This window comes from Streptomyces montanisoli (genome assembly GCF_017813245.1).
GTDB lineage: Bacteria > Actinomycetota > Actinomycetes > Streptomycetales > Streptomycetaceae > Streptomyces > Streptomyces montanisoli.
Genome location: NZ_JAGIQL010000018.1, coordinates 22,408 through 38,229, shown reverse-complemented (window position 1 = coordinate 38,229; position 15,822 = coordinate 22,408). Strand labels below are relative to the sequence as shown.

Below are 15,822 nucleotides of genomic sequence, written 5' to 3'. Positions count from 1 at the left end.
CCCTCTCAATGGACCACGTTCATTCTGCCCTGTCCTGCCCGGCATCCCGCGGCGCCGCCGGCGGATACACCGGGGGAGTGCCCCCGAATTCGGGACAGAACGCCTGGTGGTCGCACCAGCCGCACAGCTTCGTCGGCCGCGGCGGGAACGTGCCCGTCTCCGTCGCCCGCCGGATCGCGTCCCACAGCGCGAGCAGCTTCCGCTCGACCCGCTGGACGTCCGCCAGGACCGGGTCGTACGTGATGACGTCACCGCTGCCGAGATAGACCAGCTGGAGGCGGCGCGGCACCACGCCCTTGAGCCGCCACACCACGAGCGCGTAGAACGCCATCTGGAAGTGCGCGCTCTGCGCGTACTCGGGGCGGGGCGCCTTGCCCGTCTTGTAGTCGACGATGCGCACCTCGCCCGACGGCGCCACGTCCACCCGGTCGATCACCCCGCGCAGCCGCAGACCCGAGTCCAGCTCCGTCTCCACGAACAGCTCACGCTCCGCCGGCTCCAGGCGCGTCGGGTCCTCGAGACCGAACCACCGCTCGACCAGCGACTCGGCCTCGCCCAGCCAGCGCGCCAGCCGCTCGCCGCCCTCGTCGTCCGCGAACAGCCCGGCCAGCTCCGGGCGCGACCCGAGCAGCCTGTCCCACTGGTGCGGCACCATCGCCTTCGCCCGCGTCGCCGTGCGCTCCGTCGCGGGATCGTCGAAGAGGCGCTCGAGCACGGCATGGACCAGCGTGCCGCGGGTGGCCGCCTCGCTCGGCTTCTCCGGCAGTTTGTCGATCACCCGGAAGCGGTAGAGCAGGGGGCACTGCATGAAGTCGTTCGCCCGCGAGGGCGACAGGGACGTCGGGGGCACGCTCGTACTCATGGCGCTGACCCTACGACCCGCCACCGACAGCGATCCGCATACCATCGACTACAGGGCCACTCGCACTGCATGATCAAGCGGGCGGGACGGCCCACGACGGAAGGAACCCGTGAAAGACGACGAGCCGGGCGAGCGCGGCAGGACCGGGGAGCAGGGCGCCGGCGGCCGCCCCGACCCCGGCGTGAAGCCCACGCGGCCCCGAGGCCCAGGCGGCGGCATCCTGATGGGCCGCCCCTTCGGCGTGCCCGTCTACGTCGGCCCCAGCTGGTTCCTGGTCGCCGCGCTCATCACCTGGATCTTCGGCGGCCAGCTCGACCGCGTGCTGCCGGGCATCGGGGGCGCACGCTACCTCGTCGCCCTGTTCTTCGCGGTCGCCTTCTACGCCTCCGTGCTGGTGCACGAGCTGGCCCACACCGTCGCCGCCCTCCGCTTCAACCTCCCGGTGCGCCGCATCCAGCTCCAGTTCTTCGGCGGCGTCTCCGAGATCGAGAAGGAGTCGGAGACACCGGGGCGCGAGTTCGTCCTCGCCTTCGTCGGACCGCTGCTTTCCCTGGTGCTGTCCGCGATCTTCTACGGGGCGATGTACACGGTCGACGCGGGCTCCGTGCCCGGCGTGCTGCTCGCGGGCCTGATGGTCTCGAACCTGCTCGTCGCGGTCTTCAACTTCCTGCCAGGGCTGCCGCTCGACGGGGGCCGCATGCTGCGCGCCGTCGTGTGGAAGATCACCGGCAAGCCCATGAGCGGCACGATCGCAGCCGTCTGGGTCGGCAGGCTGCTGGCCGTGGTCGTCCTCGTCGTGCTGATTGGCCTGCCCCTGCTCGGCCGCGGGGGGCTGAACGGCGGCGGGCTCAGCGGCGTCGAGACCGTCACCGACGCCCTCATCGCGGCGATCCTGGCCGCCATCATCTGGACCGGTGCCGGCAACAGCCTGCGCATGGCGCGGCTGCGCGAGCACCTGCCACGCCTCAAGGCCCGCACGCTGACCCGGCGCGCCGTGCCCGTCGAGTCCCACACCCCGCTTTCCGAGGCGCTGCGCAGGGCCAACGAGGCGGGCGCGCGCGCCCTCGTCGTCGTGGACGGCCAAGGCGCGCCCACCGGCATCGTCCGCGAGGCGTCGATCGTCGGCGTGCCCCAGCACAGGCGCCCCTGGGTCGCCGTCAGCACCCTCACCCAGGACCTCGCCGACGGCATGACCGTGCCCGCCGAGCTCGCGGGCGAGGTGCTGCTCGACCGCCTCAAGGCCACTCCGGCCACCGAGTACCTCGTCGTCGAGGAGACCGGCTCGATCTACGGCGTGCTGTCCACGGCAGACGTCGAGCGCGCCTTCGTCGCCGCCATGGGCCGCCCCCAGTGAGCCACGGCCCCCGGCCGGCGGGCAGGGCGGCCTCCGGGACCGGATAGGCTGGGCACATGTCCGAACCGACCGGTGCCGCCCGCCGACGCGGGCCCTTCAAGGTCGGGGACCAGGTCCAGCTCACCGACCCCAAGGGACGCCACTACACGTTCACGCTCGAAGCCGGGAAGAACTTCCACACCCACAAGGGTTCCTTCCCGCACGACGAGCTGATCGGTGCTCCCGAGGGCAGTGTTGTCCGTACCACGGGGAACGTCGCCTACCTCGCGCTGCGCCCCCTGCTCCCCGACTACGTCCTGTCCATGCCCCGCGGCGCCGCCGTGGTCTACCCGAAGGACGCGGGCCAGATCCTCGCCTTCGGCGACATCTTCCCCGGCGCGCGCGTCGTCGAGGCGGGCGTGGGGTCGGGCTCCCTCAGCAGCTTCCTGCTGCGGGTCATCGGCGACGAGGGCATGCTGCACTCCTACGAGCGCAGGCAGGACTTCGCGGACATCGCGCGCGGCAACGTCGAGCGCTACTTCGGCGGCCCGCACCCCGCGTGGCAGCTGACGGTCGGCGACCTCCAGGACAACCTGTCCGACACCGACGTCGACCGCGTCATCCTCGACATGCTCGCCCCCTGGGAGTGCCTCGACGCCGTCTCCAAGGCGCTGGTGCCCGGCGGCATCCTCATCGCGTACGTCGCGACCACCACGCAGCTCGCGCGCACCGTGGAGACCATCCGCGAGTCCGGCACGTTCAACGAGCCGGCCGCCTGGGAGTCCATGATCCGCAACTGGCACGTCGAGGGCCTGGCCGTGCGGCCCGACCACCGCATGATCGGCCACACCGGCTTCCTCGTCACCGCACGCCGCCTCGCCGACGGCGTGGAGCCGCCGCTGCGCCGCCGCCGCCCCGCGAAGGGCGCGTACGGCGAGGACTACGAAGGGCCGGGCAGCGGCTCACGCTGACCCTGTGCCCGGCAGCGGCTCCCGCTGCCCCTGAAGGCGGCCGGCCGCCGCGTACCGCGGCCGGCCGCCCGGTCATCCCCGGGTCCTGACCCCGCTGTTCCGCCGCCGTGTGACGTGTGGCACGATGCTGTCTCCCGCCCGCAGTCGGCTTCTCCAGCACCCCCCGCAACAGGAGACACTAGGCGTGCACCCCGCCGAGCTCCCGGATCTCGCGCACACCAGGCCCACCCCCCTGCACTGGCTCGCCACGGCGACCGCGATGGCCGCTGTGGTCGCTCTCGCGGGTCTCGTCCAGCCGGGTGACGCATCCGGCTCACAGGCCCAGGGGCCGCCGATCAGCCGGGCGGCGCCGTCACGGGCGCGCCACCTGCCGCCTCCCGACCCCTCGGCCGTCCGCTTCCCGCTGGGCTGCGGCCCCGTGGGCACGGTGGTCACGGCAAGGGCGAGCGGTGACCTCGACGGCGACGGCGTGCGCGAGACCGTGGCCGCGGTCCGGTGCGACTCGGCGTCCGGGACCCCGCCGAGCGCGATCTACGTCCTCAACCGCACCCGGGCCGGCGCCCCGCGCGTCGTGGCGACGCTGCTGAGCGCGGACGCCGGCGAGACCGTGGGCAAGCAGTTCACGATCAAGAACCGTGCCGTGCTGGCGACCCTGCTGGGCTACTCGGACCAGAACGTGCCGAGGTGCTGCCCCGACGTCCAGGACAGGGTTTCGTGGGTCTGGCGCAACAAGGCGTTCGTCCGCAGCGAACAGAGCAGCGGCAAGAGCATCTGACCCCTGACGCGCCGGCCTCAGGACGCGTCGGGCCCGCAGACCTCCACGCCGTCCGCAACGCGGCGTACGTGGATGCACTCGCCCGGGCACTCCTTCGCGGAGTCCACCACCTCGCGCAGCAGCGGCAGCGGCACGCGCGTGGCCGCGCCAGGGTCCTGCAGCAGCTCGTCGTCCGCGCTCTTCACGTAGGCCAGTCCGTCGATGTCGAGCTCGAAGACCTCGCGCGCGTACTGCGCGCAGATGCCGTCGCCCGTGCACAGATCCTGATCGATCCAGACCTCCAGCGGCCCCTGGGTCGCCAGGTCGTCGGTCGGGGCATCCTGCTGCACGCTCATCTCTCCTGCCGTTTCCCGCGTCTCACCGCGCCACCGTGCGACCCTGGTGGAACAAGTCGCGCCAGTCATGGCGGGTGTTGAACACTTCGACGATACAACCGGCCGCTTTCCGACGTCGCTGGGTGGGTATTTGCCTGGCGTGAGGGAGAGCGCAAGGGTGAAGATCGGACAGAGCCCTTCAGTCTTTGTGATCTAGGGGTTTCAATCATCACCCACCCAGGTAGGGTCAGGAAGCGTCCAGCTCCCCTTGGAGGAGGTGAGGACCGTGGCAGCCCACGACGACGACATCAACCGCGGCATCCGGCCCGGGCGGGGGTCCGAGGACCCAGCAGGCCAGGTTGCCTATCTTGAGCAGGAAATCGCCGTCCTGCGCCGCAAGCTCGCCGACTCTCCGCGGCACACGAGGATTCTCGAGGAGAGAATCGTCGAGCTGCAGACGAACCTGGCGGGCGTGTCCGCGCAGAACGAGCGGCTCGCAGGCACGCTGCGTGAGGCCCGCGACCAGATCGTGGCCCTCAAGGAGGAGGTCGACCGGCTGGCGCAGCCGCCCGCCGGTTTCGGCGTCTTCCTGCAGGCGAACGAGGACGACACGGCCGACATCTTCACCGGGGGCCGCAAACTCCGTGTCAACGTCAGCCCAGGCGTGGAGCTCGACGAGCTCAGGCGCGGCCAGGAGGTCATGCTCAACGAGGCGCTCAACGTGGTCGAGGCCATGGAGTTCGAGCGCCAGGGCGACATCGTCACCCTCAAGGAGATCCTCGAGGACGGCGAGCGCGCCCTCGTCATCGGCCACACCGACGAGGAGCGTGTCGTCAAGCTCGCCGAGCCCCTGATGGACCTCACCATCAGGCCGGGCGACGCCCTGCTGCTCGAACCGCGCTCCGGGTACGTCTACGAGGTCGTGCCGAAGAGCGAGGTCGAGGAGCTCGTCCTCGAAGAGGTCCCCGACGTCGACTACAAGAAGATCGGCGGCCTCGGCGGGCAGATCGAGCTGATCCGCGACGCCGTCGAGCTCCCGTACCTCTACCCCGACCTGTTCAAGGAGCACGAGCTCAGGCCGCCGAAGGGCATCCTGCTCTACGGGCCCCCCGGATGCGGAAAGACGCTCATCGCGAAGGCCGTCGCGAATTCGCTCGCCAAGAAGGTCGGCGAAGTGACCGGCCGGCCGGCGGGGAAGAGCTATTTCCTGAACATCAAGGGCCCGGAACTCCTCAACAAGTACGTCGGTGAGACCGAGCGCCACATCCGGCTCGTCTTCCAGCGCGCCAGGGAGAAGGCGAGCGAGGGCACGCCCGTCATCGTCTTCTTCGACGAGATGGAATCCCTCTTCCGCACCCGTGGTTCCGGTGTCAGCTCGGACGTGGAGAACACCATCGTCCCCCAGCTGCTCGCCGAGATCGACGGCGTGGAGGGTCTTGAGAACGTCATCGTCATCGGCGCGTCCAACCGCGAGGACATGATCGACCCGGCCATCCTCCGCCCGGGCCGGCTCGACGTGAAGATCAAGATCGAGCGCCCCGACGCGGAGGCCGCCAAGGACATCTTCGCCAAGTACCTCACGGCCTCCCTGCCGCTGCACGCGGACGATCTCGCGGAACACCGCGACTCGCCCGACGCGGCGGTGCACGCGATGATCCAGACCGTCGTGGAGCAGATGTACGCCGAGTCCGAGGAGAACCGCTTCCTCGAAGTGACGTACGCCAACGGGGACAAGGAAGTCCTGTACTTCAAGGACTTCAACTCCGGCGCCATGATCGAGAACATCGTGGGCCGTGCCAAGAAGATGGCCATCAAGGAATTCCTCGACCACGACCAGAAGGGCATCCGCGTCTCCCACCTCCTCCAGGCCTGCGTGGACGAGTTCAAGGAGAACGAGGACCTGCCGAACACCACGAACCCCGACGACTGGGCCCGCATCTCCGGCAAGAAGGGCGAGCGGATCGTCTACATCCGCACCCTCGTCACCGGAAAGCAGGGCGCAGACACGGGGCGCTCCATCGACACGGTGGCGAACACCGGTCAGTACCTGTAGGACGAAGACCCGGCTGCGGATGTCCTCCCGGGCATCCGCAGCCGGTTGCTTTACCCCGGAAATACCATCTCACCAGGCCGACGTTTCAAATGATCTCCCCGCGAGGCCCGCGGCGCTCTAGGCTCGGTACCTGAGCGCCACGCCCCCAGGGGGCGCCGCCGCCGGGCAAGGAGGGCCGCATGACCGTACGGCGAGTAATGGGCATCGAGACGGAGTACGGGATCTCCGTGCCCGGCCACCCGAACGCCAATGCCATGCTCACCTCGTCCCAGATCGTCAACGCGTACGCGGCGGCGATGCACCGCGCGCGGCGCGCGCGGTGGGACTTCGAGGAGGAGAACCCGCTGCGGGACGCCCGCGGCTTCGACCTCGCCAGGGACACGGCCGACTCGAGCCAGCTCACGGACGAGGACATCGGCCTGGCCAACGTCATCCTGACCAACGGCGCGCGCCTCTACGTCGACCACGCCCATCCGGAGTACAGCTCGCCGGAGATCACCAACCCGCGCGACGCCGTCCTGTGGGACAAGGCGGGGGAGCGCATCATGGCGGAGGCCGCCGAGCGTGCGGCCCAGCTGCCGGGCGCGCAGCCGATCCACCTGTACAAGAACAACACCGACAACAAGGGCGCCTCCTACGGCACCCACGAGAACTACCTCATGCGGCGCGAGACCCCGTTCTCGGACATCGTGCGCCACCTGACGCCGTTCTTCGTCTCCCGCCAGGTCGTCACGGGCGCCGGCCGCGTCGGCATCGGGCAGGACGGCCGCGACCACGGCTTCCAGCTCAGCCAGCGCGCCGACTACTTCGAGGTCGAGGTGGGCCTGGAGACGACGCTCAAGCGGCCCATCATCAACACGCGCGACGAGCCGCACTCGGACGCGGAGCGCTACCGCAGGCTGCACGTGATCATCGGGGACGCGAACCTCTCCGAGATCTCGACGTACCTCAAGCTCGGCACGACGTCCCTGGTCCTCGCCATGATCGAGGACGGCTTCATCAACGTCGACCTCGCGGTCGACCAGCCCGTGCGCACGCTGCACGCGGTCTCGCACGACCCCTCGCTGCGCCACCTCGTCACGCTCCGCAGCGGCCGCACGCTGACGGCCGTGCAGCTCCAGATGGAGTACTACGAGCTCGCGAGGAAGTACGTCGAGGAGAAGTACGGCGCCGACGCGGACGAGCAGACGCGCGACGTGCTCGGCCGCTGGGAGGACACGCTCAACCGCCTGGAGCGCGATCCGATGAGCCTGTCGGGCGAGCTGGACTGGGTGGCCAAGCGCGAGCTGCTCGAGGGCTACCGTCGCAGGGACTCCCTCGACTGGGACGCGGCGCGGCTGCACCTCGTCGACCTGCAGTACGCCGATGTGCGCCCGGAGAAGGGCCTGTACAACCGTCTGGCGGCCCGCGGGAAGATGAAGCGGCTGCTGGACGAGCAGGACGTCGAGCGGGCCAGGACGAACCCGCCCGAGGACACCAGGGCCTACTTCAGGGGCCGGTGCCTCGACCAGTACGCGGAGGACGTCGCGGCGGCCTCCTGGGACTCGGTCATCTTCGACCTGCCGGGCAGGGACTCGCTCCAGCGCGTTCCCACCCTGGAACCGTTGCGCGGTACACGCACCCATGTGAAGGAGCTCCTGGACCGCTGCCGCACGGCGGAAGACCTGGTCCGGGTGCTGTCCGGGCACTGAAAAAGGCTGAAAGGGCCCGCCGCAGGGAATCATGGAGGTAGGCCCCTGGCGTTGTACGACAACGGGGCCTTCTCCGGATCCTGCGGATAGGGTCTGATCTTGAGAGCAACGAAGGTCACATCGAGCGGGGCGAACCGAGCGGGGTGAGGGAAATGGCGACCAGGGACACCGACGGCGGCCAGCAGAAGGCGACGCGTTCCACGGAGGAGACCGAGGAGCAGGCGCAGGAGGCGCAGGGCTCCGAGGACCTCAAGGAGCGTCAGGAGAAGCTCTCCGACGACGTGGACTCCGTCCTGGACGAGATCGACGACGTCCTCGAGGAGAACGCCGAGGACTTCGTGCGGAGCTTCGTGCAAAAGGGCGGACAGTAGTCACACGGGTGAACGGGCCGGAGGAGGGGTGCTCCCGCTGCCGGGGGCACCCCTCGTCCTCCCGAATCGCTGGTGGATCACCGCCCGTGGGCGGGTAGGGTCCGTGGCGTACTGTGCTTCAACTGCAATGCGGCAGGCGGCACGTGGGGAGCCGATCACGACGCCTTGCGCCGTGCCGCCGCACATCTGGAGGGAAACGCGTGGAAGCCAATACTCGTGACACCGGGCGTCTACCAGCTGCCTTCCTGACGCCGGGGTCGTCTTCCTTCATGGACTTCCTCGGCGACCACTCGCCGGACCTGCTGCCCGGCAAGCGCTCGCTGCCGCCGCTGCAGGGCGCCGTCGAGGCGCCGCACGGCACGACGATCGTCGCGGTGACGTTCCCCGGCGGCGTGGTGCTCGCCGGTGACCGGCGGGCGACGATGGGCAACATGATCGCCCAGCGGGACATCGAGAAGGTCTTCCCCGCTGACGAGTACTCGGCGGTGGGCATCGCCGGCACGGCCGGGCTCGCCGTGGAGATGGTCAAGCTCTTCCAGCTGGAGCTCGAGCACTTCGAGAAGGTCGAGGGCGCGCAGCTCTCCCTGGAGGGCAAGGCCAACCGCCTCTCCACGATGATCAGGTCCAACCTCGCCATGGCGATGCAGGGCCTCGCCGTCGTGCCGGTGTTCGCGGGCTACGACGTGGACCGCGGCAAGGGCCGCATCTTCTCCTACGACGTCACGGGCGGCCGGTCGGAGGAGACCGGCTACGCCTCCACCGGCTCGGGTTCGGTCTTCGCGCGCGGGGCCATGAAGAAGCTCTACCGCGACGACCTGACGCAGGAGCAGGCGACCACGCTCGTCGTGCAGGCGCTCTACGACGCGGCGGACGAGGACTCGGCGACGGGCGGGCCCGACGTGGCGCGCAAGATCTACCCGATCGTCACAGTGATCACGGAGGACGGCTTCAGGCGCCTGTCCGACGACGAGATGGCGGCCATCGCACGCGCTGTCCTCGAGCACCGGCTCGAACAGCCCGACGGACCGCGCGCCGCGCTGCTGTGAAGGCACCGCTGTGAGAGTGAATCAGCCACTGACAGAAAGGGACGGATAGCCGGTGTCGACGCCGTTCTATGTCTCACCCCAGCAGGCCATGGCCGACCGGGCGGAGTACGCCCGCAAGGGCATCGCCCGGGGCCGCAGCCTGGTCGTGCTCCAGTACGCCGACGGCATCGTCTTCGTCGGCGAGAACCCGTCCCGTGCCCTGCACAAGTTCAGCGAGATCTACGACCGGATCGGCTTCGCGGCCGCCGGCAAGTACAACGAGTACGAGAACCTGCGCATCGGCGGTGTGCGCTACGCCGACCTGCGCGGATACACGTACGACCGCGACGACGTGACGGCCCGTGGGCTCGCCAACGTCTACGCCCAGACACTCGGCACGATCTTCTCCAGCGCGGGTGAGAAGCCCTACGAGGTCGAGCTCGTGGTCGCCGAGGTCGGCGCGACGCCCGACGGCGACCAGATCTACCGGCTGCCGCACGACGGCTCGATCGTCGACGAGCACGGCTCCGTCGCGGTGGGCGGCAGCTCCGAGCAGATCAGCTCCTACCTGGATCAGCGCCACCGCGAGGGCATGACGCTCGCGGAGGCGCTCAAGCTGGCCGTGCAGGCGCTGTCCCGCGACACCAACGGCGGCGAGCGGGAGATCCCCGCCGAGCGGCTCGAAGTGGCCGTCCTCGACCGCACGCGCCCGCAGCAGCGCAAGTTCAGCCGGATCGTGGGCGCGCGGCTCGCGCGCCTGCTGTCGGAGGAGGGCGCGCCCACGGCCCCGTCGGACACCCCGGACGACGAGGGACCGAAGGGCGCCGGCTCCGCCACCACGGAGGACGACGCGTAGCGCACGCGACCCCAGCGGTGCCCCGGCCGCCCCGCGCGGCCGGGGCACCGGCTTGTCCGCGGGCGCTTTACCGCGCAGGCGCCGCCGTCGACCCGCGCACCACGAGGCGTACGGGCAGGTCGCCGGCCTCCGGCTCGCGGCCGTCGAGCACGGCGAGTAGCGCCTCCATGCCGCGCTCGCCGACCCGCTCGGCCGGCAGGCCGACCGTGGTGAGCTCGGGCTCGACGGCGGTGGCGAGCGTCAGGTCGTCGAACCCGGTGACGGACACGTCGCCGGGGACGCGCAGGCCCAGGCGGCGCAGCGCCTTGCAGGCCCCCGCGGCCAGGATGTCGTCGTCGCACACGATCGCGGTCGGACGTGGCCCCGTGCCCGCCACAGCGGCGGTGACGGCCTCGCGGGCCGCCGTCACGTCGAGGGCGGAGCGTGCCGAGCGCAGCCGTGCGCCCGCCGCGCGCGCGGCCCGCCGCAGCGCGTCGGCGCGCACGTCGAACGTCCAGGACGGCACGGCGGAGCCGAGGTGCAGCACCTCGCGGTGGCCGAGGCCGAGCACATGGGCGGCGACCTGCCGCATGCCGTCCGCGATGTCGAGGTTGACGCAGGCGGCGGGGCCCGGCGCCGCCGGGTCGCTGTCCAGCATGACCAGCGGCAGCCGGCTGCCGCGGATGGCGGCCGGGGCGTCGGCGGCCATGGAGGAGGCGATGACGCCGTCGAGCGCGGTGCGGCCCGGGTCGAAGGGGCTCACGGCCGGGCCGACCCCGGCGGGGGACGGGTAGAGGACCACGCCGAAGCCGTGCGCCACGGCCACGGCCGCCGCGCCCGTGTAGACACGCGCGAAGAAGTCGTTGGTCAGCGCCGGCACGACCAGGAGCGCCGTGCCCGTCGTGCCGAGGCGCAGGCTGCGCGCGGCCAGGTTGGGCCGGTAGCCGAGGGCGCCGGCCGCGTCGCGTACCTGGCGCGCGGTGCGCTCCGAGACGCGGCCGCGCCACTTCCCGCCGAGCACGAGGGAGACCGTGGCCTGCGAGACGCCCGCGGTGCGCGCCACGTCCTTGCTGGTGGGCCTGGCGGCGTGCTGGGTCATGGCGCCTCCTCTCCTGCGCCGGCCGGTGGACCGGGCGCCGGCGCTCATGGTACGTATGGACGGCGTCGTTATACGTAACACGTCAGCCTGCGGCACCCGACCGCGCGACGCACGACCAGGGGAGGGCCGAGGCCGTGGGAGCCACCGGATACGTGGAGCTGCTGCGCGCTCCGCACGCGGCGAGGCTGCTCGCCGGCACGCTGGTGGGCAGGCTGCCGGGCGCCACGGCCCCGATCGCCGTGGTGCTGTTCGCGCGGGCGGACGGCGGCAGCTACAGCGTCGCCGGCGCGCTCGCCGCCGCGTACGGGCTCGCCAACGCCGTCGGCCAGCCGCTCCTCGGCCGCGCCGTCGACCTGTACGGGCAGCCGCGCGTCCAGCTGCCGGCCGCCCTCGTGTCGGCGCTCGGCATGGTGCTGCTCGTCGCGGTGGGCACCGGATCGCCGGCGGCGGCCTTCGCGGCCGTCGCGGTCGCCGGTCTGTGCACCCCGCCGCTGGAGGGCGGGCTGCGCGCCCTGTGGCCCGGCGTGCTCGGCCGCGAGGACCGGGTGCACCGCGCGTACGCGCTGGACGCCGTCGCCCAGGAGGTCATGTTCACGGTCGGCCCCCTGCTGGTCACCGCCCTTGTCGCGCTGCGCTCCCCGGCCGCGGCGCTGCTGGTGCTGAACGCCGTGGGCGTTCTCGGCGCCCTGTCCGTGGTGGTCTCCCGTCCCTCCCGCGCCTGGCGGTCCGCCGAACGGCGGGCGCACTGGCTCGGCGCGCTGCGCTCGCCCGGGCTGCTTGCGCTGCTTGGCGCCTTCCTGTTCGTCGGGGCCGCGCTCGGCTCGATCACCGTCGCGGGGGTGGCGTACGCGGACGGCCAGGGCCGCGAGTCCGTCTACGGCTGGCTGATGGCGGCCCTCGGCCTCGGCGCCCTGCTGGGCGGGGCGGTCTACGGCGCCCGGCGCTGGACGGGCCCGCCGGAGCGCAGGCTGCGGGTGATCGTGGCGCTGCTCGCGGTGTGCTACCTGCCGCTGGTGCTGACGCCAGGCGCGGTCACGATGACGCTGCTCTCGATGGTGGCCGGCGTCTTCCTGGCGCCCGCGCTCGCGTGCGCGTTCATCGTGGTGGACCGGCAGGCCCCGGCAGGCACCGTCACCGAGGCCTTCTCCTGGCTCGTGACGACGTTCGGGGTGGGCTCGGCGCTCGGCACGGGCGTCGCGGGCCCGGTGGCCCAGCACGCCGGCACGTCCGCCGGCTTCGCGGTCGCGGGGGCCGCCGGGCTCTGCGCCCTGCTCGTGCTGGCCGCCACCCCGCGGGTACTCGCAGGCAGGCACGTGGACGGCAATGCGGCGGCCCGATCGGAAAATGATCCAAGTGACGCGCCCGAACACGGTTTCAGCACAGGCCATCAGGCGTAATGTTCAGACATGGACCGCCGCATTTTCGGGCTGGAGAACGAGTACGGCGTCACGTGCACGTTCAGGGGACAGCGCCGACTGTCACCTGACGAAGTGGCGCGCTACCTCTTCCGCCGTGTCGTGTCATGGGGCCGTAGCAGCAATGTGTTCCTGCGCAACGGTGCCCGCCTCTACCTCGACGTCGGTTCGCATCCGGAATACGCCACCCCGGAATGCGACAACGTGACCGAGTTGGTCACGCACGACAAAGCCGGTGAGCGGATTCTGGAAGGCCTGCTCGTCGACGCGGAACGGCGCCTGCACGAGGAGGGAATCGCGGGCGACGTCTATCTCTTCAAGAACAACACCGATTCGGCGGGAAACTCCTACGGCTGCCACGAGAACTATCTCGTGGCGCGCCACGGCGAGTTCTCCCGGCTCGCCGACATCCTCATCCCGTTCCTCGTCACGCGCCAGCTGCTGTGCGGGGCCGGCAAGGTGCTGCAGACCCCGCGCGGAGCCGTCTACTGCGTGAGCCAGCGCGCCGAGCACATCTGGGAGGGCGTCAGCTCGGCGACGACGCGCTCACGGCCGATCATCAACACGCGCGACGAGCCGCACGCGGACGCCGAGCGCTACCGCAGGCTGCACGTGATCGTCGGCGACTCGAACATGTCGGAGACGACCACCCTCCTCAAGGTCGGCGCCACCGACCTGGTCCTGCGCATGATCGAGGCGGGGACGGTGATGCGCGACCTCACGCTGGAGAACCCCATCAGGGCGATCCGCGAGGTCAGCCACGACATCACAGGACGGCGCAAGGTACGCCTGGCCAGCGGGCGCGAGGCGTCCGCGCTCGAGGTGCAGCGCGAGTACTACGAGAAGGCCGTCGACTTCGTCGAGCGCCGCGACATCCGCACCGGCACGGTGGACCAGGTGCTGGAACTGTGGGGCCGCACGCTCGACGCGATCGAGACCGAGGACCTCGACAAGATCGCCACCGAGATCGACTGGGTCATGAAGTACAAGCTCATCGAGCGCTACCGCGCCAAGCACGACATGACCATGTCGCACCCGAGGGTCGCGCAGATAGACCTCGCCTACCACGACATCCACCGCCGCCGCGGGCTCTACTACCTGCTGGAGAAGAAGGGCCAGGCCGCGCGCGTCGCCAACGACCTGCGAATCTTCGAGGGCAAGTCGGTGCCGCCGCAGACCACGAGGGCGCGGCTGCGCGGCGACTTCATCCGCAGGGCGCAGGAGCAGCGGCGGGACTTCACCGTCGACTGGGTGCACCTGAAGCTGAACGACCAGGCGCAGCGCACCGTGCTGTGCAAGGACCCGTTCCGCTCCGTGGACGACCGGGTGGAGAAGCTGATCGCGGGGATGTGACGGCGCTCGCTGTCGTCGCCCCGCCCGCGTGGGCCCCGTACGAGTGCGTACGGGGCCCACGCGTCTGATGCGGGAATGACAGATGAGGGAAGAGTCGTAGAGTGGGCCGCCACCGGAAGACAACCACCTACCCCCACGAGGACACACTGTGCGACGCAGTCTTGCAGCCCTGCTCATCGTGCCGGCCTTGGTGCTGACCGCTGCCTGCAGCGGCGACAACTCCAAGAAGAAGGACGATGCGGCGTCGTCGGCTGCGCCCAGCCCGAGCGCGTCCGCACCCGCACCGCCCAAGCCGGTCTCCTCCGACAGCCCGATGCCCACCGTGACGGGATCGGCCGGCAAGAAGGCCGATATCAGCGTCCCGAAGTCGTCCAAGCCGACCGGCAAGTTCGTCGTCCACACCCTCTCCCAGGGCTCCGGCCCGGCGATCAAGAAGAACCAGCTGGTGATGGCCGACTTCACCGTGAAGGTGTGGGGCGGCAAGGAACTCGGCAGCTCCTACGACAAGGGCGCGGCGCCGCAGCTCGTGCCCGCGGGCTCGAAGAGCATCATCCCCGCGTTCTCGCAGAGCGTCGTGGGCCAGAAGGTCGGCAGCCGCGTCCTGGTGGTGGCACCGCCGTCCGCGGCCTTCGGCAGCCAGGGCAACCAGCAGCTCGGCGTGAAGGGCACCGACACCCTCGTCTTCGTGCTCGACGTCAAGAAGACCCTGCCGAGCAAGGTGTCCGGGTCGCAGGCGTCCATCCCGAAGTCGCTGCCGCAGGTCAACGCCGACAAGGCGGCGCCGGCGACCATCTCCGTGCCGAAGGCCGACCCGCCGAAGGACCTCGTCGACAAGGTGCTGATCCCGGGCAAGGGCGCCACGGTCAAGAAGGGCCAGACCGTCTACATCCAGTACAGCGGCACGGCGTGGAAGCCCAACGAGGGCAAGTCCGACGCCAAGCTGTTCGACAGCTCGTGGAACACCGGCGTCCCGCTGGCCACCAGCATCGGCACCGGCGCGGTCGTCAAGGGCTGGGACCAGGGCATCGTGGGCCAGAAGGTCGGCAGCCGCCTGCTGCTGGTGATCCCGCCGAGCCTCGGCTACGGCAGCCAGTCGCCGAGTCCGGACCTGCCGAAGAACTCGACCCTCGTCTTCGTGGTGGACATCCTCGGGGCGAAGTAGGACGGCGACGCACCGGCCTGTAAGACTTGGCCGGTTCAGCAGACCCATCGAGTACCGAGTACCGAGTACACCGTGCGAGGAGCAGTTCAGTGAAGAACGAGAAGCCCGAGGTCGACTTCCCCGGCGGCGAACCGCCCGCCGACCTGGAGATCAAGGACCTCTGGGAGGGGGACGGCGCCACGGCCAAGGCCGGTGACATGGTCTCCGTCCACTACGTGGGTGTGGCGTTCTCCAGCGGCGAGGAGTTCGACTCCTCCTGGAACCGCGGCCAGCCGCTCCAGTTCAAGCTCGGCATCGGCCAGGTCATCGCCGGCTGGGACAAGGGCGTGCAGGGCATGAAGGTCGGCGGACGCCGCCAGCTCATCATCCCGGCCCACCTCGCCTACGGCGACCAGGGCGCCGGGCGCAGCATCGGCCCCGGCGAGACGCTGATCTTCGTGTGCGATCTGGTCGCCGTCTGATCATTTGCGTTCACCCGAGGGCCCGTGCCGGTCGGCGCGGGCCCTCGGCTTTTCCCCGCGGACCCGGGGGCGGTACCGTCGACCGGCACAGGACCACACGAA

At 70.6% G+C, this 15,822-nt stretch carries 16 protein-coding genes; 13 read left to right on the top strand and 3 right to left on the bottom strand.

Annotated elements, in window-relative coordinates; all coding sequences use genetic code 11:
- Positions 1–19 precede the first annotated feature (19 nt).
- Positions 20–907: a RecB family exonuclease gene (locus JFN87_RS07095; protein WP_209339037.1), complete on the bottom strand. Its 888-nt coding sequence runs from the start codon at positions 905–907 to the stop codon at positions 20–22.
- A gap of 64 nt (positions 908–971) precedes the next feature.
- Here JFN87_RS07095 and JFN87_RS07090 point away from each other — a divergent pair, with 64 nt between their 5' ends.
- The 3 genes from JFN87_RS07090 (at position 972) to JFN87_RS07080 (ending at position 3,941) form a co-directional block, all read left to right on the top strand.
- A complete protein-coding gene (locus tag JFN87_RS07090) occupies positions 972–2,216 on the top strand; it encodes a site-2 protease family protein (protein WP_209339036.1) in 1,245 nt (414 codons plus the stop codon).
- A gap of 56 nt (positions 2,217–2,272) precedes the next feature.
- The gene (locus tag JFN87_RS07085) at positions 2,273–3,166 is read left to right on the top strand and encodes a tRNA (adenine-N1)-methyltransferase (protein WP_209339035.1); all 894 of its coding nucleotides are present in this window, start codon (positions 2,273–2,275) and stop codon (positions 3,164–3,166) included.
- 184 nt (positions 3,167–3,350) lie between these two features.
- Positions 3,351–3,941 (top strand): hypothetical protein, encoded by a 591-nt coding sequence (locus JFN87_RS07080; protein ID WP_209339034.1) that lies wholly within the window; start codon positions 3,351–3,353, stop codon positions 3,939–3,941.
- A gap of 17 nt (positions 3,942–3,958) precedes the next feature.
- Here the strand turns inward: JFN87_RS07080 and JFN87_RS07075 are convergent, their stop codons facing one another.
- The gene (locus JFN87_RS07075) at positions 3,959–4,276 is read right to left on the bottom strand and encodes a ferredoxin (RefSeq protein ID WP_209339033.1); all 318 of its coding nucleotides are present in this window, start codon (positions 4,274–4,276) and stop codon (positions 3,959–3,961) included.
- 265 nt (positions 4,277–4,541) lie between these two features.
- Between JFN87_RS07075 and arc the strand changes: the two genes are divergently transcribed.
- From arc to prcA, 6 genes are all read left to right on the top strand, one after another.
- On the top strand, positions 4,542–6,308 hold the full coding sequence (gene arc, locus JFN87_RS07070) for a proteasome ATPase (protein WP_209339032.1): 1,767 nt from the start codon (positions 4,542–4,544) through the stop codon (positions 6,306–6,308).
- A gap of 179 nt (positions 6,309–6,487) precedes the next feature.
- The gene (gene dop / locus JFN87_RS07065) at positions 6,488–7,999 is read left to right on the top strand and encodes a depupylase/deamidase Dop (protein WP_209339031.1); all 1,512 of its coding nucleotides are present in this window, start codon (positions 6,488–6,490) and stop codon (positions 7,997–7,999) included.
- Positions 8,000–8,151: 152 nt separating this feature from the next.
- Positions 8,152–8,370: a ubiquitin-like protein Pup gene (locus JFN87_RS07060; protein ID WP_209339030.1), complete on the top strand. Its 219-nt coding sequence runs from the start codon at positions 8,152–8,154 to the stop codon at positions 8,368–8,370.
- A gap of 72 nt (positions 8,371–8,442) precedes the next feature.
- Positions 8,443–8,619 carry an endonuclease domain-containing protein gene (locus JFN87_RS07055; protein WP_372449193.1) on the top strand — a complete coding sequence of 59 codons (177 nt, stop codon included), beginning with the start codon at positions 8,443–8,445 and terminating at the stop codon, positions 8,617–8,619.
- Positions 8,571–9,416 carry a proteasome subunit beta gene (gene prcB / locus JFN87_RS07050; RefSeq protein WP_209339029.1) on the top strand — a complete coding sequence of 282 codons (846 nt, stop codon included), beginning with the start codon at positions 8,571–8,573 and terminating at the stop codon, positions 9,414–9,416. The genes JFN87_RS07055 and prcB overlap by 49 nt, the downstream gene beginning before the upstream one ends.
- Positions 9,417–9,468: 52 nt before the next feature.
- Complete coding sequence (gene prcA, locus JFN87_RS07045) at positions 9,469–10,251, top strand: proteasome subunit alpha (protein WP_209339028.1); 783 nt, start codon at positions 9,469–9,471, stop codon at positions 10,249–10,251.
- A 67-nt stretch (positions 10,252–10,318) separates the two neighbouring features.
- Here the strand turns inward: prcA and JFN87_RS07040 are convergent, their stop codons facing one another.
- The gene (locus JFN87_RS07040; RefSeq protein ID WP_245178881.1) at positions 10,319–11,329 is read right to left on the bottom strand and encodes a LacI family DNA-binding transcriptional regulator; all 1,011 of its coding nucleotides are present in this window, start codon (positions 11,327–11,329) and stop codon (positions 10,319–10,321) included.
- A 134-nt stretch (positions 11,330–11,463) separates the two neighbouring features.
- Here JFN87_RS07040 and JFN87_RS07035 point away from each other — a divergent pair, with 134 nt between their 5' ends.
- The 4 genes from JFN87_RS07035 to JFN87_RS07020 all read left to right on the top strand — a co-directional run bounded on the left by JFN87_RS07035 (position 11,464) and on the right by JFN87_RS07020 (position 15,720).
- Positions 11,464–12,726: an MFS transporter gene (locus JFN87_RS07035; RefSeq protein WP_209339026.1), complete on the top strand. Its 1,263-nt coding sequence runs from the start codon at positions 11,464–11,466 to the stop codon at positions 12,724–12,726.
- Positions 12,727–12,735: 9 nt separating this feature from the next.
- Positions 12,736–14,097 carry a Pup--protein ligase gene (pafA, locus tag JFN87_RS07030; RefSeq protein ID WP_209339025.1) on the top strand — a complete coding sequence of 454 codons (1,362 nt, stop codon included), beginning with the start codon at positions 12,736–12,738 and terminating at the stop codon, positions 14,095–14,097.
- 148 nt (positions 14,098–14,245) lie between these two features.
- The gene (locus tag JFN87_RS07025; RefSeq protein ID WP_209339024.1) at positions 14,246–15,259 is read left to right on the top strand and encodes an FKBP-type peptidyl-prolyl cis-trans isomerase; all 1,014 of its coding nucleotides are present in this window, start codon (positions 14,246–14,248) and stop codon (positions 15,257–15,259) included.
- Between the two features lie 89 nt (positions 15,260–15,348).
- On the top strand, positions 15,349–15,720 hold the full coding sequence (locus JFN87_RS07020) for an FKBP-type peptidyl-prolyl cis-trans isomerase (protein WP_209339023.1): 372 nt from the start codon (positions 15,349–15,351) through the stop codon (positions 15,718–15,720).
- Positions 15,721–15,822 lie beyond the last annotated feature (102 nt).

Coding starts and splice junctions, on each gene's coding strand:
- JFN87_RS07095 (WP_209339037.1), bottom strand. CDS start 907: ATGGTATGCGGATCGCTGTCGGTGGCGGGTCGTAGGGTCAGCGCCATG.
- JFN87_RS07085 (WP_209339035.1), top strand. CDS start 2,273: ATGTCCGAACCGACCGGTGCCGCCCGCCGACGCGGGCCCTTCAAGGTC.
- JFN87_RS07075 (WP_209339033.1), bottom strand. CDS start 4,276: ATGAGCGTGCAGCAGGATGCCCCGACCGACGACCTGGCGACCCAGGGG.
- dop (WP_209339031.1), top strand. CDS start 6,488: ATGACCGTACGGCGAGTAATGGGCATCGAGACGGAGTACGGGATCTCC.
- JFN87_RS07060 (WP_209339030.1), top strand. CDS start 8,152: ATGGCGACCAGGGACACCGACGGCGGCCAGCAGAAGGCGACGCGTTCC.
- JFN87_RS07040 (WP_245178881.1), bottom strand. CDS start 11,329: ATGACCCAGCACGCCGCCAGGCCCACCAGCAAGGACGTGGCGCGCACC.
- pafA (WP_209339025.1), top strand. CDS start 12,736: ATGGACCGCCGCATTTTCGGGCTGGAGAACGAGTACGGCGTCACGTGC.